We start from the raw sequence: 22657 nt of genomic DNA, 5'->3' as shown, positions 1-22657 counted from the left end.
GATGGCCGGCAGCGAGAACGGCTCGCTGAAGACCATCGCCGACCTCGAGGCGATCGCCGCCGCGATCGGCCGCCCCGCCCGCCAGCGCACCACCGAGTACGGCACCCCCACCGCCGAGCGGATGGCCACCGCCCGCACCGACGAGGGCCGGCGCCGACTCACCCTCTCGGTCAGGGTTCTGTGATACCGAGCCGCAGGTGGTCGGTCATCGTGCCGCTGAAGCGCCTGGACATTGCCAAATCACGGCTGGCGGGGCTGCGTCCGCTTCTCCGGAGAAGGCTGGTGGTCGCCATGGCCCGCGATGTTCGGGATGCCGTCCTCGCCTGTCCGGAGGTCGACGAGCTGGTGATCGTCACGAGGGACAGCCGCTGGCCGGAGCTCCTCCACTCCGAGCGGACGCGGTTCGTCGCCGACCTTCCTACGGATTCCCTCAACGACGCGCTACGCCGTGGAGTCGAGTCGAGCGGATCCGCTCGGAGCAATCGGATCGCAGCCTTGCCGGGAGATCTCCCGGCGCTGCAGCCGGCTGAACTGCAGCACGCCCTCGACATTGCCGGGGATACGCCGAACATGTTCGTACCCGATGCTCGAGGGGACGGCACGACCCTGTTCACGGCGACCTCCGTTGTCGGGTTCCGGCCGCGTTACGGCGAGCGGTCGCGAGCTGCCCACCGTCACACAGGCGCGCAGGAGTTGCTTCTGCCGGCGCTCACCGGCCTCCGTCAGGACATCGACACCATGGATGATCTGTCGACGGTCCGGGCACTCGGCCTGGGCGTTCACACGACTGCGGTCACGGCGGCGTTCATGACCGCGACTCCGCGCGATTCAGCGAAGCTACCGGGGCAGTTTCGGAGCAGCCTCAGTTCAACCGCGTCCACTGCTGAACTCGACGAAGCGCATCGGGCAATCAACCAGGGGCGGCCCGATGACGCGCCGAGGCCGTCAGCTCTCTCGTCGACGAACGCTCGAGCTTCGTCCTCAGGCAGGTCACCTGTGTGGCGAGAGGACCACGAGCTCGAGTGGCAGGTGAGGAGCCCTGCGTCCTCATCGGGCCGGGCATCGACTGATCCCGTTTGAGGAGGGGGAGTCCCGCTGTCCGACAGCCGAGCCACCCAATCCACTTCTCGTCCCAGTCCATCCCAGGGGGAGCCCGGCCGGGCTCATACGCCGGCTTGTGCAGGCACATGACCATCGGCATCGGGCGACTCATCGCAGGACTGCGCGGTCGCCAGCACCGACGTCGCGACAGGGCGTGCGCACGGCGAGACGAGCGGAGAGCCGGGGGCCTCCGCGGTCGAGGCCTGATCGCCCTTCTGGGCGCCCTATCGGCGTTCGGACCGCTGTCGATGGATCTGTACCTTCCGGCGCTACCGTTGGTGCAAGCGGAGTTGGCCACAGGCCAGTCGGCGGTGCAGCTGACCCTGTCCGCGGTGGTGATCGGTCTCGCGGCCGGCCAGCTGATCGCCGGCCCGCTGTCGGACCGGTTCGGCCGCCGCGGACCGGTGCTGTTCGGGGTTGGCGCGTGGACGCTCGCCTCGTTGCTGTGCGCTCTGTCGCCCACCGTGCAGCTTCTGGTGGCAATCCGCCTGCTTCAGGGCTTGAGTGGAGCGGCAGGGATCGTCCTCGCCCGGGCCGTGGTCCGCGACCGCTATGAGGGGACGGAAGCGGCGCGGATGTTCGCCGTCCTCGCCTCCATCGCCGGAGTCGCTCCGGTGCTGGCACCGATCCTCGGCGGGCAGCTGCTGCGGCTGACAGACTGGCGCGGACTGTTCGTGTTCCTCGGCGGTGTCGGGCTCCTGATCCTCCTCGCCGTGGCTCGCCGCCTGCCGGAGACATTGCCGTTCGAGCTCCGAGTCAGAGGCGGGCTGCGGACGACCCTGGCCAACGCGCGAGAGCTCATCGGCCGGCGGGCTTTCCTAGCCGCCGTGCTCGCCCAGGGGCTGGGTTTCGGAGCACTGTTCACCTACATCTCGAGCTCCTCATTCGTGCTTCAGGTCGGCTATGGTCTGTCGGCACAGCAATTCAGCGCAGCGTTCGCCATCAACGCCGTCGGGCTGGTCCTGGGCGGTCAGGCGTCTCGGCTGCTCGTGCAGCGGACCGGCCCCCGCAGTCTGCTGCTCGCCGGCCTCACGCTGCAGGCGCTGGCCGGGGCGGCCCTCCTGATCACCACGCCGATCGGCGCGGGGCTACTGGTAGTGCTGCCTGCTCTGTTCATCCTCGTCTCGGCCACCGGGCTGGTGCTGCCCAACGCGACGGCGCTGGCAATGGCCGAAAGCGCACGAATGGCCGGCACCGCCTCAGCCCTCGTGGGCGTCGGGCAGTTCGCCCTCGCCGGCATAGGGGCCCCACTGACCGGCCTGGGGACGCCCGCCACGGTGTTTTCCATGGCGGTGGTCATCACGTCCCTCGCCATCCTCGGCACCGTCGCCGCAGCCTGCACAGAGTGAGAGGCGCGGCGGCACTGCGGGAGGCAGCCGGCGAGGTGCTCAGCACGTACTGCAGTCGGTTCTCGAACTCAAGCCATGAGGCACGACCTGTCGCGGAGCCAGCGAGTAGCCGCGGGTGCTACTCCCCCACCCGCCGGCTCCGGCGCTCACAGCCGTGGCCTAGCGACGAGGTCCCATGCCGAACTGCATGAGGTCGCGGCCGACGACAACCGGTCGGGACGACGTCTGATGGGCCTCGAGCCAGCGGCTTTCAGGGTTGTCCCCAGGCACCAGGTGGTTCAGGACCAGAGTGCCCGCGTTCACCCGGTCGGCGACCGGGCCGACGTCCTCGATCGTGGTGTGGGAGCCCAACAGATGATCGATGAGGGCCTCGATGGCTGGCGTGTGCGGCTCCGGGAAGCGGCTCTCGACCCAGGCCTCGTCGATGACCTCGTGCACCAGGTAGTCGGTGTCGCGCGCAAGCTCGACCAGGTTGTCGCTGGGCGCGGTGTCGCCGGAGAACGTGATGGAACCGTCCTCGGTGTCGAACCGGAACCCGAAACTGGGGAACACTGGAGCGTGGTTGACCAGGGTCGCCGTCACCCTGACTCGGTCGTCCTCGAACACCGGGAACGGAGCCACTGGCGGCATCGGGTTGGTGTCATGTGGGATGGGCGTGCCGGCCGGTAGGGCGATGTCGTGGGTGATCAGGATGCCGGCCGGGTCGGTGGCCCCGCTGCTGCGGATCCGGTCGTTGAGGTCGGTGGCGAACGCACGGTGGAGGTGCTCGGTCATCTCCACCGTGCCCGGGGTGGGGGACTCGCCGGGCCCGGGGAGCACCGGTGCCTCGGGGCGGGCGCCGAAGACCGGTGGCAAGCCACCTCGATCGCCCGGGCCGTGGATGTGCACCGGCCTCGCGGGATCGTCCAGCCCGTTCCACATGCCGGTGAGCTGCAGCGCCGCGTACTCGGCGATGTGGTCGGAGTGCAGGTGGGTGAGAAAGACCCCGGCCAACCCCTCCATCGGCCGGTTGGAGAGACTCGCTGAGCCGATCCCGGCCTGCACGAAGCGGGTCTGGGAACCGTGCCCGAGGTCGACGAGGTACACCGCGTCCTCGACGACGACGGCGGAGGAGACGCCGTAGCGGTCGGCGTACACGGTGGGTCCCCCGGCGGTGCCGAGCAGGACGAGTCGCGTCCGGCGGCCCTCGGCTCCCTCCTGGTGGGGCAGGCGGGCTCCGGCAGTGGAACCGGCGGTGAGCCCGCCGTAGAAGACGGCGCCGGCCGCGAGCGCGCCGCCGACTTGAACAGGTTCCGGCGAGAGGTCGACATCTCCACGGCCCGCCCCACGACATCACACATGGGCCCTCTCCTCGCTGCACCGATCGATTTCCATGACGACGAAACGGTGATTTGCGCCCCAGGGGAACACAAGTTACAGGCTCCGTGGCTGCGACAGTGACCCGTGGCCGGGATGGCGGCGAATCAGGGCACCGCCCGGCGAAGTGGTACGCCGCATTGGGCAATGCTGTTCCGGCGTCGACGCGGCGGGGGGAGTCACGCCACGATTGGCGCTCAACGCCGATGGACTTCGTCCAGCTGCCGGATGCCGAGTTGCCAAACCATCGACGCCGATTCGCTGTCGTATTTCGACGATGCGGACGCGGCACGTCCATCGATCTTCTGCGGCGCCCCTGTCAACTCTTGCTGCGGTCCAGTGTCCTCGCGCGCCACGCCGACATCGGGGCATCGGGGCGGAGCAGCTCAAGCAGACGCCGACCTCGAGAAGGGCGTGCTGACCGTTCGTCGCGGCCTGCACCGCGTCGGAGGACGGGGCCTCCTCTACGAGGAGCCGAAGGCCGAGCGCAGCCGGCGCACCCTGGCGCTACCCGGGCGACTCGTCGAGGCCCTCTGCGCCCACCGAGCCGCCCAACGGCAGAAGCGCATCGCCGCCGGTCCCACTTGGGAGGACAACGACCTGGTCTTCGCGCAGGCGAACCCAACCGATCGAGTGGAAGTCGGGTCCGACGGCGTCCATCCCCGCGTCGTCATAGAGGTCCTGGGCCACGCACAGATGCGCACGACCACAGACACCTGAGCCACGTCATGCCGGCCCTCGGCCGCGATGCCGCTGACCGCATGAGCAACGCCCCGTGGCGCCGCTGCACAGGGCGCCGGCCGACGGTGAGCACCCAGCCGGCAGCGGGGCGGGTGTGCACCCCGTCGGGCCCGACGATGGCCACGCCGTCGGGGATCGCCGCGTCCCGTGGGGTCGCTCTCGGGCCGCCGGTAGTCGAACCGGTTGCACCCGATGGTGCTCCTTGCTGACCGGCCGGCTGGCTGCGAATCTCTCTCGTCCCAGCCTGGTCTCGACCGTCGTCAGGCCGAGCCATGATCGGGAAGGTCACCCCCCGCGTCGGTGCGCGCCGCTCCGGCGGACCTGATAGCAGCTTTTCCGGGCCGGAGTGCGCTGCGAGGCTTTCGGTATGCCGCCCAACACCGCGGGTCCACCGTTCGATCAGTTCCTGGCAACCGCCGATGCAGTCGCCCAGGCAGGTCCCGAGGTGGATCTCGCGACAGCTCGTGAGGTGTTCCTCGAGGTGGCGACTCTGCTCCACAACGGCCTCGCGCTCGACGGTCTCGACGGTCTCGACGCCGCAGCCGTGGTTGCCGGTCTGTGCGTCGATCTCGTTGCTGCAGATCCCGGCGCCGCGGTGCGCGCACGGTCCCGAGCGACGTCAGGAACTCCTGGAGATCTGCACGACCCGGAGGGCGCAGCCGCGGCCTACCTGATCGCTGCAGCGATCCTGCAGCTCTGATCTGCGCGGCGGGGAGAGCGCGTCGGCATCAACCGGGCGCTGCTGGAGTCTCGCCGCGCGCTAGCTGCCCCGCTCGGACGCGGCGGCCCCGCGGTCGGTGACCGCGGGGCCGCCTCCGTCGACGTGACCGACTCGGCCGCCGACTCCTGGGCACGAGGGGCGCCGTCGAGGTTCACGGCGCCCGACCGGCGTCAGACCGACGTCGGGACCCGGTTGGAGGTTCGACGGGTGACCGTCCGGACAGTCCGCACGGCGGCGTCGCGGGCGAAGCCGAACGGGCCCATGTCCCACGGCCAGCGTGCGCTCTCCTCGGCCGCGGCGTCCCTCGCCGCCTGCTGCTCCAGCTCGAGCCTCGCGGCCTCCAGCTCCGCCCTCGCCGCCTCCAGCGCCTCGGCTGCCCGCCGGGCCTCCGCCGCCTCCCGCGCCTCGGCCGCCCTGCGAGCCTCGGCCGCCTTGCGCGCCTCGGCTGCCCGCCGCGCCTCGACGGCCTTGCGCGCCTCGGCCGCGTCCCGCGCCTCGGCCGCGCGCCGCGCCTCCGCCGCCTCCTGCCGGGCGAGGATCACCTGCTTCTGGCGCTCCACCCGCCGCGCCTCGGTCGCCTCGGCCGCCTCGCGCTCCTCGGCCGCCTTCGCCGCCTCGGCGGCGTGCTGCCGCGCGAGGATGCCCTGTCTCCTTGTCTCCACCCGTTCGGACTCGGCCATGAGGAGCAGCTCCGCCTGCGCCTGCTCCACCCCCAGCCGCACCTTCTGCTGCAGCCGCATGGCCTCGACGTCGTCGTGGTCGCGCAGCGCGGTGACCTGGTCGTAGGCACTCGGAGGGGCGAAGTTCAGCAGCACCTTCATCAGCACCGGCAGCAGCTCGATGCAGACGAAGAGCAACGAGAGCATCAGGTGTGCCATCTGCAGCGTGCTGTCGCGGTCACTCAGGCGGCTCAGCGCCTGCAGCCGGATCAGGATGCCGTCAGCGTTGTCGTTCGTGGCCTCGAACGCGGCCTGCAGGCGGTCCTGCTCCGCGGTGAGGCCGGCGATCGTGGCCTCGTCGGCGGCGAGGCCGGCCTGTGCCTGTGTGGCGCTGCGAGCCCAGGCACCCTCGGCGGCGGTCACCGCGGCGTCGAGACGGGCCTTCGCGGCGGTGACCACCGCGGCCTGCGCCTCGGCCGCCGCCTTGGCGCTCTGGTAGGCCCCACCATCCCCGGCGTCCCCCGTGCCGCACGTACCGTCCATCTCGCACTGCGCCTTCGCCGCCAGCTGCTGGTAGCCGTTGACCGCCGTGTCGTAGGCGGCCTGCTCGGTCGCCAGCCGGTCGTTCACCGGCTCCAACGCCGGGTCCGCGTGCCCGCCGCTGGCGACGACCGCCTGGTGGGCGGCGATCCGCTCCCGCAGTGCAGGGATCTGCCGGAACCGGGCGTCGGACTCGAGGCCGGTCTTGTAGGCATCTGCCGCCTCGGCCTGGATCGACACGACCTCCGTGTCGATCTCGGGGCCGAACACCCGCAGGGTCAACGGCGTCGCGATGACCGCGCCGAGCACCAGCGCGAGCCCGATCCTCGGCACCGCCAGGACGACGTTCCGCCGGAGCGACGGGTCGTGCGACATCCCCACCAGCAGCATGCGGTCGAGGTTGACGATCACCGCACCCCAGCCCAGCCCGATGAGCAACGCCACCGGCCACGAGGCGCCCAGCGCCATGTGCACCGCGAACGACGCCGACAGGACGGCGAGGGCGCCGGTGCTCAGGAGGACGCCGCCCAGCGCGACGAACCGCGCACGGGCGCGAGGCGCCGCCTCCAGGACATCCGGGTGGGCGCCGGCGAGCACGGCCAGTGCGTTGCCGATCCGCCGGACTGGAACAGTCATCGCTGCGCTCCCCGGGCGACGGAGGTCGAGGGTCGGCCGTCGCCTCCCCTGCCTCATCGGCGGGCAGTGCGGGGAACGTGATCGCGCCTGGGGCGATCCCGGCTGTGAGCACTCGACAACCCCGCGCCGGGCACCCGCTGGTGGTGACATCGAGCACAGTGCGTCGGCTGGGGCAACGACCACCCCGACGGCGGCCCGGCACCCGCCCGTGGCCGCGAGCAGTCCGCACACTTTCGCCCATGCGATTGGCTGTCTGTTCCTCCAAAGGCGGTGTGGGCAAGACGGCGGTGGCCGCGAACCTGGCCGTCGCCCTCGCCCGACGCGGCAGGGTGCTCGCCGTGGACGTCGACCCCCAGGACAGCCTGGGTCGAGCCTTCGGGGTCGTTGCCAAGTCCGGCGACGACAGTTTGGCCGCACTCCTCGAGGACCCCTCTGCCGATGCGCGCGCCGTGGTCCGGCACGACGTCACGCCGGGGCTGGACCTGTTGCCGTCCCACCCGTCGCTGGACACGGCGGCCACCCACCTGGCCACGACCGGCGGGCTGGTGACGAGCGTGCGGCGGGTGCTGCGACCACTGATGGGCGAGTACGAGCACGTCGTCCTCGACACCCGCGGGGACCTCGGTGGCCTCACCCTCGCCGCCGTCTGCGCGGTCGACGCTGTCCTCACGGTCTTCACCAGCGATCCCGGGTCGGCGGTCGGCGTCGCACGCGTCGCGGCCTTCCTGGAGCAGCAGCGCACGTATGAGAACACCTCGGCCGTGCTCGTCGGGGTCGCGTGTGCGGTCTGGGACCAGCACGGTCGCGCGGCGCGTGAGGTCGCCGGTGCGCTCGACGGCACGGACCTCCCCCTGCTCCGGACGCGCGTGCCGCTGTCCCGTCGCGTACCGACCAGCACGCTGGCCAAGCGTCCTGTCGTGCTCTCCCACCCCACGAGCCCGGTGGCGACCGCGTACCTCGCGCTCGCCGACGAGGCCCTGACCGCCGCCGAGAGGGTCCAGCGATGACGACTGCCGACAAGGTCCGTCCACGGGCCAAGCGCCCCGGTGCCCTGAAGGACGACCTGCTCGACGACCTGCGCCGGGCTGCGCCGATGCCCGTTCCGCATCCGGTGCAACGCGCAGCTCCGCCGCCGGAGGAGCGACGCGGCACGGCCTGGGTGCAGACGCCGACGCCGAGGCCGACGCTGGAGGTGCGAGTGACGCTCTGGCAGTGGTCGGCGCCCGGTGTCCGGCGTCTGCGCGGTGGCGTCGTGGTCAGCGCGGGGCCGGTGCGGATCTCCCTGACGGGCCTCGTCCGCTGACCGGCTCCCGCACCGGCTCGCCGGCCGACATGGCAGGGCGACCGATCGAGTGCGGGCGCACGCGGAGATGCGGACGGCCCGCTTCCAGGACCGGCCATCGGGCTACCACCACGGGGTGTCCGACACCGGACTCTGACGATCCGCCCTCGGGCTGGGATCACCGACAGGTCAATCCCTGGATGAACGGCTTCTCCCCCTCTGGTTCGCTCCTCGACCGGATCGGGCAGGTCAGCCCTCACCTCACGACAGTCGTGTGCGGATGTAGCGAGTCAGCCCTCCGCGGACCGCCCGGTAGGTGCGCGCGCGGCCACGGTGCCCGCGTCCCAGGTCGACCACCAGCGACCATCCGGACCGTGGGCCGGGGTCGACGGCCAGCAGGGTGCGTGCACCGGCGAGGACCGCCCTCGACGGCCGGCAACCGCGTGTCGTCAATGGCGCGCTGCGCTATCAATGGCGTCGTGCACGAGACGGGGATCGCTCTGGAGGTGCGCGCCTTCCACGTCCTGCCGGACATGCCACCCCCGGAGGGCGAGCGGCGCTCGCACGCCCACCGGGTCGACGTCGTCCTCCGCCGGGACGACCTCGACGAGCGGAGCACGGTGGTCGACCTCGAGCTACCGGACCGGGCGCCGGCGGACCCCGCCGACCGCTGGCTGCACGACAGGCTCCCCGCCGCCTCGGGCGGGCCGCCCGGCGCGACGCCGGCCATGCGGGTTTGGGAGTCACAGGTCGGCGGCTACCCGTCGTGCCCGTGACTCCGGTCGGACGACGCTTCGCCCGAGCCGTCGTCGGTCCGTTGCCGATCCCGCTCGCGGACGGGCTCCGGCGGGCCCTGGCGCCGGGCGCCGGGACGTCCCCGTTGACCCGCCTGCGCCGGGCGGCGCTGCGCGGGCTGTATCAGGGTGGGATTCCTCGGGCGGTGTCGAGCTTCCGCCTGATCGACAACCCGGATCTGGAGTTCCTGGCCATCGACTCGCAGGTCCTGGAGCAACTCTACTGGTGCGGCGAGCAGGGCTGGGAGCCCGAGCTGTTGCCCTGGTGGCGGGCCTTCTGCCGTAGTTCGCAGTCGGTTCTGGAGCTCGGCACCAACATCGGCTACTTCGCCGTGCAGGGCGGCCGAGCTGCGCCGGGTGTGCGTTACGTCGCCGTGGAGCCGCACCCGGTGTCCGCGCAGATCTGCCGGAGACACCTCACCCTCAACCAGGTCGCCTCCGTCGAACTCCTCGAGGCCGCTGCGATAGCCGACCCCGCCGTCTCGACGGTGTCCCTGCTCGTCCCGGAGGAGCAGGCGGCCACCCCGACGGTGGCATTCCTGCCGGTCGACACCGAACTCCCGCCGGAGATGGCGCGGAACGTCACCAGCGCGCACGAGGTACCGGCGATCGACGTCCGGCGCCTGCTCGACGGCGTGGACTTGATCAAGATGGACGTCGAGGGGCAGGAGCACGCCCTGCTCGCCGCCATGCGGCAGCACCTTCGTCGGAGGCGACCGACTCTCTTCGTCGAGGTGCTGCCCGGAACGGTGAAGCTCCGCGCGCTGCTGGCCGGACTCTGCACCGAGGACGGGTACCGCTGCTACGCCGTCACACCTCGACGGCTGGTCGAGCTGCTCCCGGAGCAGCTGGCGACCGTGCGGCTCAGGGACGAGTTCGGCGGCCAGGACGTCATCCTCTGTGCCGCTGATGCGGCGCTGCCGTGAGGCAACCCCTTCCGCGCCGGCCCAGCCGGGATCACCTCGCCGCTCACGCAGGCGGTGGCCTCGTCGCTGGCCTGGGCGGGATGACCCCACGGGTCGTCCACGCGGGACGCCGGCCCGCCCGGGCAGCCTCCTACCGGGTGGCCGTGGCCGCCACCGGGGCCGGAGGCGCCCCGAACTGCTCGGCGGCCGGCGGGGCGTGGGTCGGCATCATCGGACCATCACCGGCCGGGTCGAGCACGTCCTCGTCGAACCATGCATATCGGCCGGAGAGCACCTGCTGCGCGGCCGCGTACTGAGCGGAGTCGTCATTGGCCCACAGCTCCGCGAACAGGCGGTCGGCCCGACGGCGGGCCTGGCCGCAGAACAGGTCGGCCAGTTCCACCGCCTCCTGCCGGCGGTCGGGTTGCTCGCGCCCGATCGTGTGCGCGTAGACGCACGCGCACGCGATGGCGTAGAGCTCGGCTCCGATGTCGACGATCCGGCCGAGCAGGTGGCCCTTCTGCTCGAGGCGGGCCTGGTAGCGACCCATCGCGTAGAAGGTCGACCGCGCGAGCTTGCGGGCGTGGCGCTCGACGTAGCGCACGTGCCTGGCCAGCTCCCCGAACTCGGAGAAGGAGCCGGGACGCTGGCCGGCGCCCACGGTCAGCGTCGGGAACCACTTGGCGTAGAAGGCGCCCGCCTTCGCGGCGGCCTTCGCCTTGTCGGCCGGTCGGACCTCGCCGCGCACCAGGTCCCCCGCCACCTTCAGGTGCTCGTCGACGGCCTCACGGGCGATGAGCAGGTGCATGATCTCCGTGGATCCCTCGAAGATGCGGTTGATGCGCATGTCGCGCAGCATCTGCTCGGCCGGTACCGGCTTCTCGCCCCGCCGCGCGAGCGACTCGGCAGTCTCGTAGGCGCGACCACCACGGATCTGGACCATCTCGTCGACGGCGGTCCAGCCGAGTTCCGACCCGTAGAGCTTGGCGAGGGCGGCCTCGATGCGGATGTCGTTGCGCTTGTCGTCGGCCAGCCGGCTGGAGACGTCGAGCATCGCCTCGAGACCGAACGCCGTGCCCGCCAGCCAGGCGAGCTTCTGCGCGACCGGGTCGTGCTTGCCGATCGGCTGACCCCACTGCTTCCGTTCGGCCGACCACTGGCGCGCGATCTTCAGGGAGTACTTGGTCGCCGACAGGCAGAACGCCGGCAGCGACAGGCGGCCGGTGTTCAGCGTGGTGAGCGCGATCCGCAGACCCTTGCCCTCGCCGCCGATGACGTCCTCTCGGGGGACGAGGACGTCGTCGAAGCGCGTCACCGAGTTCTCGATGCCTCTGAGCCCCATGAACTCGTTGCGGTGCTCGACCGTGATGCCCGCGCGGTCGCACGGGCAGAGGAACGCGGTGATACCGCCCCTGTGGCCGTCGGACTTCGGGACGACGGCCATGATCACGACCACGTCGGCGATGGCGCCGTTGGTCGCCCACAGCTTCGTGCCGTTGATCCGGTAGCCGGTGCCGTCCTCGGTCGGGACCGCGGTCGTGCTCATGCGCGCCGGGTCCGAGCCGACGTCGGGCTCGGTGAGCAGGAATGCCGAGACGTGGTCCCTCGCCAGCCTGGGCAGCCATCGGCGCTTCTGCTCCTCGGAGCCGAACAGCCGCAGCGGCTCGGGCAGGCCGATCGACTGGTGCGCGGAGAGCAGCGTCGAGATCGACGAGTGCCACGTGCCGGCCATGGCCAGCGCCTTGTTGTAGTAGACCTGGCTCAGCCCGAGTCCCCCGTACTCCTCCGGGATCTTCATGCCGAGCGCACCCAGGTCCTTGAGGCCCTGGAGGACGTCGTCGCCGATCTTGGCGTCGCGCTCGATCTGCTGCCGGTCGACCTGCTCGGTGAGGAAGGCGCGGAGGCGCTCGAGGAACGCCTCGCCCTTCTCCGTCGCGGCCGCGTCGAGCTCTGGCTGCGGGTGGATCAGGTCGAGGCGGAAGTTGCCGAGGAAGAGCTCCTTGCCGAACGACGGCTTCGCCCACTCGGTCTCGCGGCTGGCCTCGGCGACGTGCTTCGACTGCTCGTACGACGGATGCGACGCCATGCACCACGATCACCCCTGTCGCCTCGTGAGACAACGGAACTCGGCGTCGTCCTGCGCGGCCGCCTGGCGCTCGGGGCGGGTCATCGGGAGGTCACGCGGTCACCCGCGCGGTTGGCAGACGCGCGTCACGACGAGGCCCGCACGAACTCCTGTCCGTCGAAGCGCCAGCGCACGGTGAGGGGCACGGAGGGTCCGGTGGCGTGGGAGTCGTCCGGCCCGTAGTCCATCATCCCCGCCACGATCGCGCCGTCCTGGACCGACAGCCCCGCCGGGTCGTACACGGGGGGCGGCTTCACGCCCCGTTGCAGGGTGAACGGGCTGGGCAGGGCGCCCAGCGGGCGACCGGTCGACGAGAAGACCTGGACCTCCTGGAGGACGCCGTTGGACGGCTGCGGTGAGCAGTCCAGCAGGACGACGGCGTCGGGCGCACCGTCGCCGTCCACGTCACCGCCGGCCGTGGCCCTGACCCGGATGTCGTAGTAGTCGTAGTGCGGGGGGCGGCTGCCCTCGGCGGGGACCCGCGCACTCCCGTCGACGACGGTCGCGCGGAAGCCGTCCGGGACGATGCCGTCGCAGGTCACGGTGTACGTCGTGTTCAGCCAGTCGACCGCTGCGCGCGCCCGCACCGGCTCGGTACCGGTCCGCTCCGCGGCGGCGCACCCGGTGAGGAGGCAGACGAGGGCGACGACCGTGCGGCCACGGAACACCGCTGCGCCGGAGCCGCTGCGCGACATGGACATCGGCGATCACCTCGCCCGTGACGTACAGGACGGTGGAATCCCCGTCGCCACCAGAGAGTCCCACCGGCGTCGCCCGCCGTGCGTGGGCGGAGCGGCCCGCCGGCGCCGGCGGGCGAGCCGGTGCATCCGCCCGGCCGGGTGACTGCGGACGGTGACGGACCGACCCGCTGGCGCGTCGGACGCGGAGCTGCTGATCCGGAGGGCGTGCGCGCCCAGGCGTGAGCCCCCGAGCGTGGGCGTGTGCACCGGGTCGCCCTCGCGACACTTCCTCGCCCCGGTGTCCCTGCGGGCCGCGGACGAGCCGGGGACGACGCGTCGGGGCACGCTGCTCCCTACGCTCGGTCCTCCACGCACCACCGGAAGGACACCCATGCCCGTCGTCTCGCGCCTCTCGATGACGCCCGTCAAGGGCACCGCCCTCCACCACCCGGCCGGCCTGGTGCTCACCGGGAACGGCGTCGAGGACAACCGGCGCTTCCACCTCGTCGATGCCCGGCACCGGCTGTTCAACGGCAAGCACCACGGCCCCCTGGTCCGGATCACCGCGCAGTACGACGGCCACCGGAGACACCTGTCCCTGCAGATCCCCGGTCGCGAACCGGTGCAGGGGACGACGACCGAGCTGGGTGAGCCGGTCGTCACCGACTTCTACGGGCGCGACGTGGCCGGCCGTCTGGTGAGGGGTCCGTGGTCAGCAGCGCTCACCGAGTTCGTCGGCGAGCCCGTCCACCTGGTCGCCGCCGACACCCCGGGCGACGCGGTCGACGTGCACGCGGTGACGCTGATCTCCTCGGCCACCATCGAGCACCTCCGCAGCGTCACCCCCGGTGGCGAACGGCTGGACCACCGGCGCTTCCGGATGCTCGTCGAGGTGGACGGGTGCGGCGTCCACGAGGAGGACACCTGGGCGGGCCGGCGGCTCCGGCTGGGCGGGGCCACGGTGCGGGTGGTCGGCCCGGTCCCCCGCTGCGTGGTCACCAACGAGAACCCCGACAGCGGCGAGGTGGACTTCAGCACCCTCAGGTCGATCGCGCGCTACCGCGGCGAGCTGGCCGCGGACCTCACCACTCCGGTCGCCCACCTCCCGGACAACGGCGCGGTGGTCTTCGGCGTGTACGCCACGGTCGAGGAACCGGGGTCGATCGGTGTCGGCGACCGCGTCGAACCGTTCGCGGCCGAGCCGACCGACGACTCCTGACCGACCACACCACACGCGGCTCGGCCCCGCGGCGGTCGGGCGTCGGCTCGGCCCCTGGGCGTCTCCTGCAGCCGCGGCACGGGTCCCCTCGCCGGCCGACCTCCCCGGCGCCGTCTCTTGACTCGATCAAGGGAAGCGGGGAAAATCGAGCCGTGCCACCGGACGCCGCAGAACTCGAGCGTGCACTGCGCGCGGCGGGTCTGCGGGTCACCCGGCCGCGCCTCGCGGTGCTGGACGCCGTCCACGCCCAGCCGCACCTCGACACCAAGGCACTGATCAGCGCGGCGCGTGTCCGCCTCGGCGCGGTGTCGCACCAGGCGGTGTACGACGTGCTGCGCGCACTCGAGGACAGCGGCCTCGTGCGACGCATCCAGCCGGAGGGCTCCGACGCCCGCTACGAGGCCCGCGTGGGCGACAACCACCACCACCTGGTCTGCCGCGACTGCGGGGCCATAGCCGACGTCGACTGCACGACCGGCGCCGCTCCCTGCCTGACCCCCTCCTCCGACGCAGGCTTCGTCATCGACGAGGCTGAGGTCCTGTTCTGGGGACGCTGCCCGTCGTGCGCAGCCGACCCTCCTCCCGCCCCCGCCCCCCGCACCGCACAGAGAGGTACGTCGTGACCAACGAGATCGACAAGAACCAGAGCGAGAGCACCAGCGAGAGCGAGAACCCGGCGATCCCCGGGCCGACCCAGGTCACCAACCGGCGGCCGCAGAGCAACCGGGACTGGTGGCCCAACCAGGTCGACCTGTCCGTGCTGAACAAGCCCTCGAAGGACTCCGATCCGCTCGGCGCGGACTTCGACTACAAGGCCGCGGTCGCGACCCTGGACGTCGAGGCGGTCAAGCGCGACGTCGTCCAGGTCATGCGCACCTCGCAGGACTGGTGGCCGGCGGACTGGGGTCACTACGGCCCGCTGTTCATCCGGATGTCGTGGCACGCAGCCGGCACCTACCGCATCGCGGACGGCCGGGGCGGCGGCGGCGAGGGCGGGCAGCGCTTCGCGCCGCTGAACAGCTGGCCGGACAACGCCAACCTCGACAAGGCCCGCCGGCTGCTGCTGCCGGTCAAGCAGAAGTACGGCCGCGCGCTGTCCTGGGCCGACCTGCTGCTGCTGGCCGGCAACGTCGCGCACGACGACATGGGCCTGAAGACCTTCGGCTTCGCCTTCGGCCGCGCGGACAACTGGCAGCCCGGCGAGGTCTTCTGGGGTCCCGAGGACACCTGGCTCGGCGACGAGCGCTACGCCGGCGACGACCCGCTGGACCTGGACGAGGGCCCGCTGGCCAACGTGACCATGGGGCTGATCTACGTCAACCCCGAGGGCCCGAAGGGCCGGCCCGACCCGCTCGCCTCGGCCCACGACATCAAGGTGACCTTCCGTCGCATGGGCATGACCGACGAGGAGACCGTCGCCCTCGTCGCCGGCGGGCACACCTTCGGGAAGACGCACGGCGCCGGCAACCCCGAGCTCGTCGGCCCGGAGCCCGAGGGCTGCCCGGTGCACGGCAACGGCCTGGGCTGGATCAGCCAGCACGGCACCGGCAAGGGTGCCGACACCATCACCAGCGGCCTCGAGGGCGCCTGGACGCCGACGCCGACGACGTGGGACAACTCCTACTTCGAGACGCTGTTCGGCTACGACTGGGAGCTCACCGAGAGCCCCGCCGGCGCCAAGCAGTGGCAGCCGGTGAACCCCGAGGCGCAGGAGCTCGTGCCCGACGCGCACATCGAGGGCAAGAAGAACCCGCCGATGATGTCGACCGCCGACATGGCGCTCGTCAAGGACCCCGAGCTGCGCGCGATCGCGGAGCGCTACCGCAACGACTTCGACCACTTCGCCGACCAGTACGCGCGGGCCTGGTTCAAGCTGCTGCACCGGGACATGGGCCCGAAGACCCGGTACCTCGGCCCCGACGTCCCCGCCGAGGACCTGATCTGGCAGGACCCGCTGCCCGCCGTCGACCACGAGCTCGTGGGCGAGGCGGAGATCGCCGACCTCAAGCAGCGAGTGCTCGCCTCGGGGCTGACGGTCTCGCAGCTGGTGCACACGGCCTGGGCCGCCGCCGCGTCCTACCGCAGCACGGACAAGCGTGGTGGCGCCAACGGCGCCCGACTCCGCCTCGAGCCGCAGATCAACTGGGCGGTCAACGAGGGCGTCCGGGACGTGCTGCCGGTGCTCGAGCGGGTGAAGGGCGAGTTCGAGCAGCAGACCGGCAAGAGGGTCTCGCTCGCCGACCTGATCGTCCTCGGCGGCAGCGCCGCGGTGGAGAAGGCCGCGGCGGACGCCGGCGTGCAGGTGACCGTGCCGTTCACGCCCGGTCGCACCGACGCCTCGCAGGAGCAGACCGACGTCGACAACTTCCGCTGGCTCGAGCCGCGGGCCGACGGCTTCCGCAACTGGATCGCGCCGGGGAGCAAGCTGGAGCCGGAGACGCTCCTGGTCGACCGGGCGTACATGCTCGAGCTCACCGCCAAGGAGATGACCCTGCTGGTCGGCGGCCTGCGGGTCCTCGGCGCCAACACCGGTGGTGTGCAGCACGGCGTCTTCACCGACCGCCCCGGCGTGCTGTCGCAGGACTTCTTCCGCAACCTGCTCGACCTGGGCATCTCCTGGCGGACCTCGGTGGCCACCGAGGGCGTCTACGAGGGGCTGGACGCCGGCGGCGACGTCGTGCGCACGGCCACCGCGGCCGACCTGGTGTTCAACTCGAACTCGATCCTGCGCGGCATCGTCGAGGTCTACTCGGCCGACGACGCGAAGGAGACGTTCGTGCAGGACTTCGTCGCGGCCTGGGTGAAGGTCATGGAGCTCGACCGCTACGACCTGCGGTAAGCACCACCTGTTCGGACGCCCCGGACCGCGCTCCGCGGTCCGGGGCGTCCGCGTGTCCGTCACGGCCGCCGTACCGGGACACGCCGGCGCGACGACGGCGCTCGTGCGCCTCCGCCGGTCGACCGCGCGACTCCGCACGCCCCGATCCGCCCCCGGCGGGTCCCCCAGGCCGGGCCGGCCCCCTGTCGAGGCGGTCGAGCCGGGTGGACACTCGAGGCCGTCCCCTCATCCCGCCCCTGGGGGCCGCCATGTCCGGCACGGAGCCCGGGAATCGGTCCGCCTGTCGGGCCGGCGTGGCTGTTGACCGCGGAGCTGCGCGCGAGCAAGGCGCCCTCCGCGATCGCCGCCGACTGGCAGGCACCGGCGGACGGCCTCGAGCGGATGGCCGACGCGTTCGCCGACGTCGACCTCTCCGATCGCTCGACGCTCGACGCCCTCGACGACGCCGCGGGAGACCTGTCCGCGACCGGCGACCGCATCGAGACCCACCTCCGCGACGAGTGCGGCACCGCCCCCTGGGCGGCCACCGCGCAGCGAGGTGAACGATGGGGGCGTCGATGTCGGGTCCGAGCCGCATGTCGCCGGTGCGCCGGCGCCGCAGCGCCGCCGCGCTGGCGCTCGCCGCCGCGGCGTGGGTCGTCCTGCTGACGGTCATCGTGGCGGTCGACGACTTCCCACGCGGCCTGCTCCTGCTGCTGTGTACCGCCCTGGTCGCGGCCGGTGCCTGGGAGGGGGTCCTGCGGCGGGGCTGGGGGCGCGTGGCCGCCCTCGCCGTCGCCGGCGTCGCCCTGGCGGGCGGGGTCCTCGTGCTGGGTGACGAAGGCTACCGGCAGAGCCTGGTGCAGCTCGGTCTCGGTGCGCTGATCTGGCACGCGGCGGCCCGGGTGGCCTTCCAGCCGGACGTCGTCCTGCCGGCCGCGGCACGACCGAAGCGGCCGGTGCTCGTCGTCAACCCCCGGTCCGGCGGCGGCCGGGCGGCCCGGGTCGGCCTGGCGGCCGCGGCCGGGGAACGGGGCATCGAGGTGGTCGAGCTGCACGCCGGGGCGGACCTCGAGGCACTCGTGCGCGAGGCGGTCGACGCCGGTGCGGACGCGCTGGCCATGGCCGGTGGCGACGGCTCGCAGGCCGTCGTGGCCGCGCTCGCCGCCGAGGCGGACCTGCCCTACGCCTGCATCCCCGCAGGTACGCGCAACCACTTCGCCCTCGACCTGGGCGTGGACCGGGACGACGTCGTGGGGGCGCTCGACGCCTTCGTCGACGGCGGCGAACGGGTGGTCGACCTCGCCGAGGTCAACGGTCGGGTCTTCGTCAACAACGTCTCCCTGGGCGTCTACGCGGAGGCCGTGCAGCAGGAGGGCTATCGCGCGGCGAAGCTGCGGACGCTGCTGGACACGGTGGCCGCCTCGCGGGCCCCGGAGGGCGCCTCGCACGACCTGAGCTGGACCACCCCGGGTGGCCGCACGCTGCGGGGTGCGGCCGTGATCATGGTGAGCAACAACCAGTACCGGCTGACCGGGGCGGCCGGTGCGGGCACCCGGCCGGCCGTCGACCAGGGGCTCCTCGGGGTGACCGTACTCGACCCGCCGGTCAGCGGGGAGCGGCGCCGGCGCCGCCCCTGGCGACAGTGGGTGACACCCGACTTCCGCGTCGAGGCGACCCGTCCGGTGCCGGCGGGGATCGATGGCGAGGCAGCCCTGCTCACTCCCCCGGTCGTGTTCCGCACCCGGCCTGCGGCGCTGCGGGTGCGGGTCGCTGCGCACCACCCCGGTGCCTCACCCTCGGCGATCGAGCCGGTCGGCGCGCTCCCGGCGCTGCGGGCGCTGCTGCGCATCGCCGGCGGTGGCGATCCTCGTGGACGGCGGGAAAGACGGCCGCTCCCGACGCACCCACTCAGCGCCTCTCCGCCCTAGCCTTCCTCCGTGCCCAGGGTGGAAACCCCCTGCCCAGCCAGCCGCGGGTCCCCGACGTCCCTCGCGGGCGGCGAGGTCCTCGGCGAGGCCTGGCGGGCCCACTCCCGGAGATCGGACATCCGATGAGCCGCACCGCGTTGGTGGCCATCGGCGGAAACGCCCTGGTCCTCGACGGCGAACCCGGTTCCATTCCGCGCCAGCAGCAGCGGGCCGCCGCGTTCGCCGAGCAGGTGGCCGACCTGATCGCCGACGGCTGGCGGGTGCTGGTCACCCACGGCAACGGGCCGCAGGTGGGGTTCATCCTGCGCCGGGGAGAACTGGTGGCCGCCGAGGCCGCGGTCGAGGGCCTGCCGGAGCTCCCGCTGTGGCTCGCCGTCGCCGACTCCCAGGGCGGTGTCGGGCACATCCTCTCGGTGGCGATCGACAGCGCCCTGGCCCGGCGCGGGATGTCGACCCGGGCGGTCGCCGTGCTCACCCATGCCGAGGTGGCCCGCGACGACCCCGCGTTCGCGGCCCCGACCAAGCCGATCGGCTCGCACTTGAGCCCTGCGGTCGCCCGGCTGCTCGCGGCGAAGGAGGGCTGGACGGTCACCGAGACATCGGCCGGGGTCTTCCGCCGCGTGGTCGCCAGCCCACGGCCGCTGCGGATCGTCGAGACCGACCAGATCCGGTCGCTGCTCGACACGGACGCCGTCGTGATCGCCGCCGGCGGTGGCGGGATCCCCGTCCTGCGTGAGGACGGGGGCTGGCGCAGCGTGGACGCGGTCATCGACAAGGACCGCGCCTCCGCCTTGCTGGCCGCGATCGCCGGCGTGGACACCCTCGTGCTCGTGACCGGAGTGGACCAGGTCTACGTGGGGTTCGGCACCCCGGATCAGCGGGCGCTGTCCGATGTGCGTCCCGACGAGGCCCGCGGCTATCTGGAGGACGGCGAGTTCCCCGCCGGTTCGATGGGCCCGAAGGTCGAGTCCGCCCTGCAGTTCCTCGCCGGCGGCGGGCGCCGCGCGGTCATCACCTCGCTGCCGCGGCTGCGGGACGCGCTCGCCGGCCGGGCCGGCACCTCCATCACGTCGCCGGGCCGGGCCGGTCCGGTGAGTTCCCCGGGCGCCTCGAGCGCGGGCAGCAGGAGATCCGGATGACCACCGTTCCAGCGGAGCCCTTTCCCTACCCGTTCGAACCGGCCTCCGTCGCACTGCTGTGCATCGACTTCCAGCGGGACTTCCTGGAGCCCGGTGGCTTCGGTGAGTCCCTCGGCAACGACGTCTCACGCCTGCGCAGCGCGATCGAGCCGACCCGGGCCGTGCTGGCCGCCTTCCGCGACCGCGGGTGGACCGTCATCCACACCCGCGAGGGCCACCGTCCCGACCTGACCGACCTGTTCTCGGCCAAGCGCGACCGGGGCAACCCGTCGCTGCGGATCGGCGAGGAGGGGCCGATGGGCCGGCTCCTCGTGCGCGGCTCCGCCGGTCACGACATCGTCCCCGAGCTCGCTCCCCACCCGGGTGAGGTGGTTCTCGACAAGCCGGGCAAGGGCTCCTTCTATGCGACAGATCTGGAGACGATCCTCCGAGCGCGCGGCATCACCCACCTGGTCGTCACCGGGGTCACCACCGAGGTGTGCGTCCAGTCGACCGTCCGCGAGGCCAACGACCGGGGCTTCGAGTCGCTGATCCTCTCCGACTGCACCGGCTCCTACTTCCCGGAGTTCCACGAGTCGGCGCTGGCCATGTTCGCCGCGCAGGGCGCGATCGTCGGCTGGGTGTCGACGTCCGCGGACCTGCTCGCTTCCCTCGACCGCATCCCCGTTCCGTCGAAGGGCCCGTCATGAGCAGGAACTCGTCGCCCACCGTGTCGCCGACCGCCGGCCCCAGGTGGTGGGTGAAAGGTGACTGGAACGGCCTGTTCGGCCTCGGCACCAACGTGCTGCTCAACGTGATCGTGCTGACCGGCCTCTGCCTGGCCGTCGTCCAGATCCCGAGCGAGACGGTGTACGGCCGCATCCTGCCGGCCCTGGGCATCGCCCTGCCGCTGGGCAACATCTGGTACGCCGTCCTCGCCCGCCGGTTGGCCCGGCGGGAGAGCCGCGGCGACGTGACCGCGCTGCCGTACGGCCCCAGCGTGCCGCACACCTTCATCGTGGTCTTCGTCGTCATGCTGCCCGTGGCCATCGGGTCGGGGAACGCGCTGACCGCGTGGCGCGCCGGGCTCGCCTGGGCGTTCATCATCGGGTGCATCGTGCTGATCGGGGCCTTCTTCGGCCCGTGGATCCGGAAGGTGACCCCGCGCGCGGCACTGCTGGGCGCGCTGGCCGGCATCTCCATCACGTTCATCTCGATGAACCCCGCCGCCCAGATGTGGCAGGCGCCGTGGATCGCCTTCATCGCCCTGGCCTTCATCCTCGTGGGCTGGCTCGGCGGCCGGAAGATGCCGGGGGACGCCCCCGTCGGGCTGGTGGCCGTCCTCTTCGCCACGGCGGTCGCGTGGATCGCGGTGCTCGCCGGCTGGAGCGGCATCCTCGAGCCGAGCGCGGTGGGCGAGTCGATCTCCAACCTCGCGGTGAGCCTGCCGTTCCCCACGGGTGACGTGCTCACCGGCCTCGAGGACATCACGCCACTGCTGGCCTCGGCGATCCCGCTCGGCGTCTACAACTTCACCGAGGGCATGACCAACGTCGAGTCGGCCGCCGCTGCCGGCGACCGGTACTCGACTCGCCAGGTGCTGTCCGCCGACGGTCTCGGCGCGATCGTCGGCTCGTTCCTCGGCTCCCCCTTCCCGCCGGCGGTCTACATCGGCCACCCCGGCTGGAAGCAGGTCGGCGGGCGGATCGGCTACTCCCTGGTGACCGGCATCGTCGTCGCCGTCGTGTGCTTCACCGGTCTGGTCGGCACGTTCCTGGCGCTCTTCCCCATGCAGGCGCTCGTCCCCGTGCTCCTCTACATCGGCCTGGTGATCGGCGCGCAGGCGTTCAACGTCAGCGCCCGGCGGTACGCCCCGGCCATCGTGCTGGCCATGATCCCGAGCCTGGCGCAGTGGGCCACCGGGCTGATCGACAACGCGCTGGCGGCGGCCGGCACCAGTGCCCAGGCCGTCGGGGTCGGCGCACTCGTCGACGGCGGCGTCGTCTACGACGGCCTGAGACTGCTCGGGCAGGGCGCGGTGCTGGTCGGCATCGTCCTCGGCGCCATCGCCTGCTTCGTGATCGACCGGCGGATGTACGCCGCCGCGATCGCCGCCGGGATCGGCGCCGGGCTGTCGTTCGTCGGGCTGATCAATGCCGACGAGGTGGGCTGGAACGCCTCCCCCGGCGTCAGTCTCGGGTACGTCTTCCTGGCGCTGATCCTGGGCGGGTTCGGGTGGTTGTCGCGCCGGGAGGTCGACCGGGCGGTCGACGACGAGCTCCTGTTCGTCAACGGCACCCTGATGCGGGGGCTGGAACTGCACGGCAACCTCGTGGGCGCGGAGCTGCTGGAGGAGACGGCCACCGCGCCGAGGTACCGGCTGCACAGCATCCGCGATGAGCATCCCGGCATGTACGAGGTCGGTGAGGACGAAGACGGGGCCTCGATCGCCGGCGAGCTCTACCAGGTGCCCACCGAGGTGCTGCTGAAGGTCGTCGAGAACGAACCACCCGGCCTCTACCGGGGTCCGGTGCAGCTGGCCGACGGGCGGATGGTGCCCGGCATCCTCTACGCCCGGGACCTGGCCGAGGCGCACCCGGACATCACTGCCCACGGCGGTTGGCGGCAGTACCGGGCCGCGGCGGCACCTTCGGGGCACTGAGGGGAAGAGGGTCTGGCCGG

General features: G+C 72.2%; 21 protein-coding genes. 16 read left to right on the top strand and 5 right to left on the bottom strand.

The features are described 5' to 3' along the window. From MY520_RS02310 to MY520_RS02300, 3 genes are all read left to right on the top strand, one after another. Positions 1–184, top strand: a 184-nt coding sequence (locus tag MY520_RS02310; protein WP_436689677.1) for a hypothetical protein, incomplete at its 5' end; no start/stop codon positions are given. 26 nt (positions 185–210) lie between these two features. Next, on the top strand, positions 211–1080 hold the full coding sequence (gene cofC, locus MY520_RS02305; protein WP_436689675.1) for a 2-phospho-L-lactate guanylyltransferase: 870 nt from the start codon (positions 211–213) through the stop codon (positions 1078–1080). Between the two features lie 107 nt (positions 1081–1187). After that, positions 1188–2450 carry a multidrug effflux MFS transporter gene (locus MY520_RS02300; protein ID WP_436689673.1) on the top strand — a complete coding sequence of 421 codons (1263 nt, stop codon included), beginning with the start codon at positions 1188–1190 and terminating at the stop codon, positions 2448–2450. 159 nt (positions 2451–2609) lie between these two features. Here MY520_RS02300 and MY520_RS02295 read toward each other — a convergent pair whose 3' ends face one another. Both MY520_RS02295 and MY520_RS02290 read right to left on the bottom strand, forming a co-directional pair. Further along, on the bottom strand, positions 2610–3587 hold the full coding sequence (locus MY520_RS02295; protein WP_436689671.1) for an MBL fold metallo-hydrolase: 978 nt from the start codon (positions 3585–3587) through the stop codon (positions 2610–2612). A 416-nt stretch (positions 3588–4003) separates the two neighbouring features. Continuing rightward, the gene (locus tag MY520_RS02290; protein WP_436689670.1) at positions 4004–4162 is read right to left on the bottom strand and encodes a hypothetical protein; all 159 of its coding nucleotides are present in this window, start codon (positions 4160–4162) and stop codon (positions 4004–4006) included. Positions 4163–4220: 58 nt separating this feature from the next. Between MY520_RS02290 and MY520_RS02285 the strand changes: the two genes are divergently transcribed. Continuing rightward, on the top strand, positions 4221–4526 hold the full coding sequence (locus MY520_RS02285) for a hypothetical protein (RefSeq protein ID WP_436689668.1): 306 nt from the start codon (positions 4221–4223) through the stop codon (positions 4524–4526). Positions 4527–4914: 388 nt separating this feature from the next. After that, the gene (locus MY520_RS02280) at positions 4915–5247 is read left to right on the top strand and encodes a hypothetical protein (RefSeq protein ID WP_436689666.1); all 333 of its coding nucleotides are present in this window, start codon (positions 4915–4917) and stop codon (positions 5245–5247) included. Positions 5248–5438: 191 nt separating this feature from the next. Here the strand turns inward: MY520_RS02280 and MY520_RS02275 are convergent, their stop codons facing one another. Further along, the gene (locus tag MY520_RS02275; RefSeq protein ID WP_436689664.1) at positions 5439–7103 is read right to left on the bottom strand and encodes a DUF4407 domain-containing protein; all 1665 of its coding nucleotides are present in this window, start codon (positions 7101–7103) and stop codon (positions 5439–5441) included. 239 nt (positions 7104–7342) lie between these two features. Between MY520_RS02275 and MY520_RS02270 the strand changes: the two genes are divergently transcribed. The 4 genes from MY520_RS02270 (at position 7343) to MY520_RS02255 (ending at position 10105) form a co-directional block, all read left to right on the top strand. Next, entirely contained in the window at positions 7343–8110 is a 768-nt protein-coding gene (locus MY520_RS02270) for a ParA family protein (protein ID WP_436689662.1), read from the top strand. Beyond that, positions 8107–8406, top strand: coding sequence for a hypothetical protein (locus MY520_RS02265; protein ID WP_436689661.1), 300 nt, complete (start codon positions 8107–8109; stop codon positions 8404–8406). The genes MY520_RS02270 and MY520_RS02265 overlap by 4 nt, the downstream gene beginning before the upstream one ends. A 458-nt stretch (positions 8407–8864) precedes the next feature. Further along, entirely contained in the window at positions 8865–9161 is a 297-nt protein-coding gene (locus MY520_RS02260; RefSeq protein WP_436689659.1) for a hypothetical protein, read from the top strand. Positions 9162–9325: 164 nt separating this feature from the next. Continuing rightward, positions 9326–10105 carry an FkbM family methyltransferase gene (locus MY520_RS02255; RefSeq protein WP_436689657.1) on the top strand — a complete coding sequence of 260 codons (780 nt, stop codon included), beginning with the start codon at positions 9326–9328 and terminating at the stop codon, positions 10103–10105. A gap of 130 nt (positions 10106–10235) precedes the next feature. Here the strand turns inward: MY520_RS02255 and MY520_RS02250 are convergent, their stop codons facing one another. Then, complete coding sequence (locus MY520_RS02250; protein ID WP_436689655.1) at positions 10236–12170, bottom strand: acyl-CoA dehydrogenase family protein; 1935 nt, start codon at positions 12168–12170, stop codon at positions 10236–10238. Between the two features lie 125 nt (positions 12171–12295). Next, the gene (locus MY520_RS02245; RefSeq protein ID WP_436689653.1) at positions 12296–12910 is read right to left on the bottom strand and encodes a hypothetical protein; all 615 of its coding nucleotides are present in this window, start codon (positions 12908–12910) and stop codon (positions 12296–12298) included. Between the two features lie 370 nt (positions 12911–13280). Between MY520_RS02245 and MY520_RS02240 the strand changes: the two genes are divergently transcribed. From MY520_RS02240 to MY520_RS02210, 7 genes are all read left to right on the top strand, one after another. Then, positions 13281–14108: an MOSC domain-containing protein gene (locus tag MY520_RS02240; protein WP_436689651.1), complete on the top strand. Its 828-nt coding sequence runs from the start codon at positions 13281–13283 to the stop codon at positions 14106–14108. Positions 14109–14260: 152 nt separating this feature from the next. After that, positions 14261–14731 carry a Fur family transcriptional regulator gene (locus tag MY520_RS02235; RefSeq protein ID WP_436689649.1) on the top strand — a complete coding sequence of 157 codons (471 nt, stop codon included), beginning with the start codon at positions 14261–14263 and terminating at the stop codon, positions 14729–14731. Then, on the top strand, positions 14728–16947 hold the full coding sequence (katG, locus tag MY520_RS02230; protein WP_436689647.1) for a catalase/peroxidase HPI: 2220 nt from the start codon (positions 14728–14730) through the stop codon (positions 16945–16947). The genes MY520_RS02235 and katG overlap by 4 nt, the downstream gene beginning before the upstream one ends. A gap of 557 nt (positions 16948–17504) precedes the next feature. Next, on the top strand, positions 17505–18857 hold the full coding sequence (locus MY520_RS02225) for a diacylglycerol/lipid kinase family protein (protein ID WP_436689645.1): 1353 nt from the start codon (positions 17505–17507) through the stop codon (positions 18855–18857). Positions 18858–18979: 122 nt separating this feature from the next. After that, entirely contained in the window at positions 18980–19996 is a 1017-nt protein-coding gene (locus tag MY520_RS02220; protein WP_436689643.1) for a carbamate kinase, read from the top strand. After that, the gene (locus MY520_RS02215) at positions 19993–20685 is read left to right on the top strand and encodes a cysteine hydrolase family protein (RefSeq protein ID WP_436689642.1); all 693 of its coding nucleotides are present in this window, start codon (positions 19993–19995) and stop codon (positions 20683–20685) included. Before MY520_RS02220 ends, MY520_RS02215 begins: the two co-directional genes overlap by 4 nt. Next, positions 20682–22637 (top strand): allophanate hydrolase-related protein, encoded by a 1956-nt coding sequence (locus MY520_RS02210; RefSeq protein ID WP_436689640.1) that lies wholly within the window; start codon positions 20682–20684, stop codon positions 22635–22637. Before MY520_RS02215 ends, MY520_RS02210 begins: the two co-directional genes overlap by 4 nt. The last annotated feature ends 20 nt before the right edge of the window (positions 22638–22657 follow it).

This window comes from Geodermatophilus sp. CPCC 205506 (genome assembly GCF_051383635.1).
Lineage (GTDB): Bacteria > Actinomycetota > Actinomycetes > Mycobacteriales > Geodermatophilaceae > Geodermatophilus.
This window is presented reverse-complemented; position numbering and strand designations above follow the sequence as displayed.

What these genes read in the sequence shown, in the direction of transcription:
- MY520_RS02250 (WP_436689655.1), bottom strand. Translation starts at nt 12,170, where the DNA reads ATGGCGTCGCATCCGTCGTACGAGCAGTCGAAGCACGTCGCCGAGGCC.
- MY520_RS02210 (WP_436689640.1), top strand. Translation starts at nt 20,682, where the DNA reads ATGAGCAGGAACTCGTCGCCCACCGTGTCGCCGACCGCCGGCCCCAGG.
- MY520_RS02245 (WP_436689653.1), bottom strand. Translation starts at nt 12,910, where the DNA reads ATGTCCATGTCGCGCAGCGGCTCCGGCGCAGCGGTGTTCCGTGGCCGC.
- MY520_RS02300 (WP_436689673.1), top strand. Translation starts at nt 1,188, where the DNA reads ATGACCATCGGCATCGGGCGACTCATCGCAGGACTGCGCGGTCGCCAG.
- MY520_RS02275 (WP_436689664.1), bottom strand. Translation starts at nt 7,103, where the DNA reads ATGACTGTTCCAGTCCGGCGGATCGGCAACGCACTGGCCGTGCTCGCC.
- MY520_RS02280 (WP_436689666.1), top strand. Translation starts at nt 4,915, where the DNA reads ATGCCGCCCAACACCGCGGGTCCACCGTTCGATCAGTTCCTGGCAACC.
- MY520_RS02225 (WP_436689645.1), top strand. Translation starts at nt 17,505, where the DNA reads ATGTCGGGTCCGAGCCGCATGTCGCCGGTGCGCCGGCGCCGCAGCGCC.
- MY520_RS02240 (WP_436689651.1), top strand. Translation starts at nt 13,281, where the DNA reads ATGCCCGTCGTCTCGCGCCTCTCGATGACGCCCGTCAAGGGCACCGCC.
- MY520_RS02270 (WP_436689662.1), top strand. Translation starts at nt 7,343, where the DNA reads ATGCGATTGGCTGTCTGTTCCTCCAAAGGCGGTGTGGGCAAGACGGCG.
- MY520_RS02265 (WP_436689661.1), top strand. Translation starts at nt 8,107, where the DNA reads ATGACGACTGCCGACAAGGTCCGTCCACGGGCCAAGCGCCCCGGTGCC.
- MY520_RS02220 (WP_436689643.1), top strand. Translation starts at nt 18,980, where the DNA reads ATGAGCCGCACCGCGTTGGTGGCCATCGGCGGAAACGCCCTGGTCCTC.
- MY520_RS02215 (WP_436689642.1), top strand. Translation starts at nt 19,993, where the DNA reads ATGACCACCGTTCCAGCGGAGCCCTTTCCCTACCCGTTCGAACCGGCC.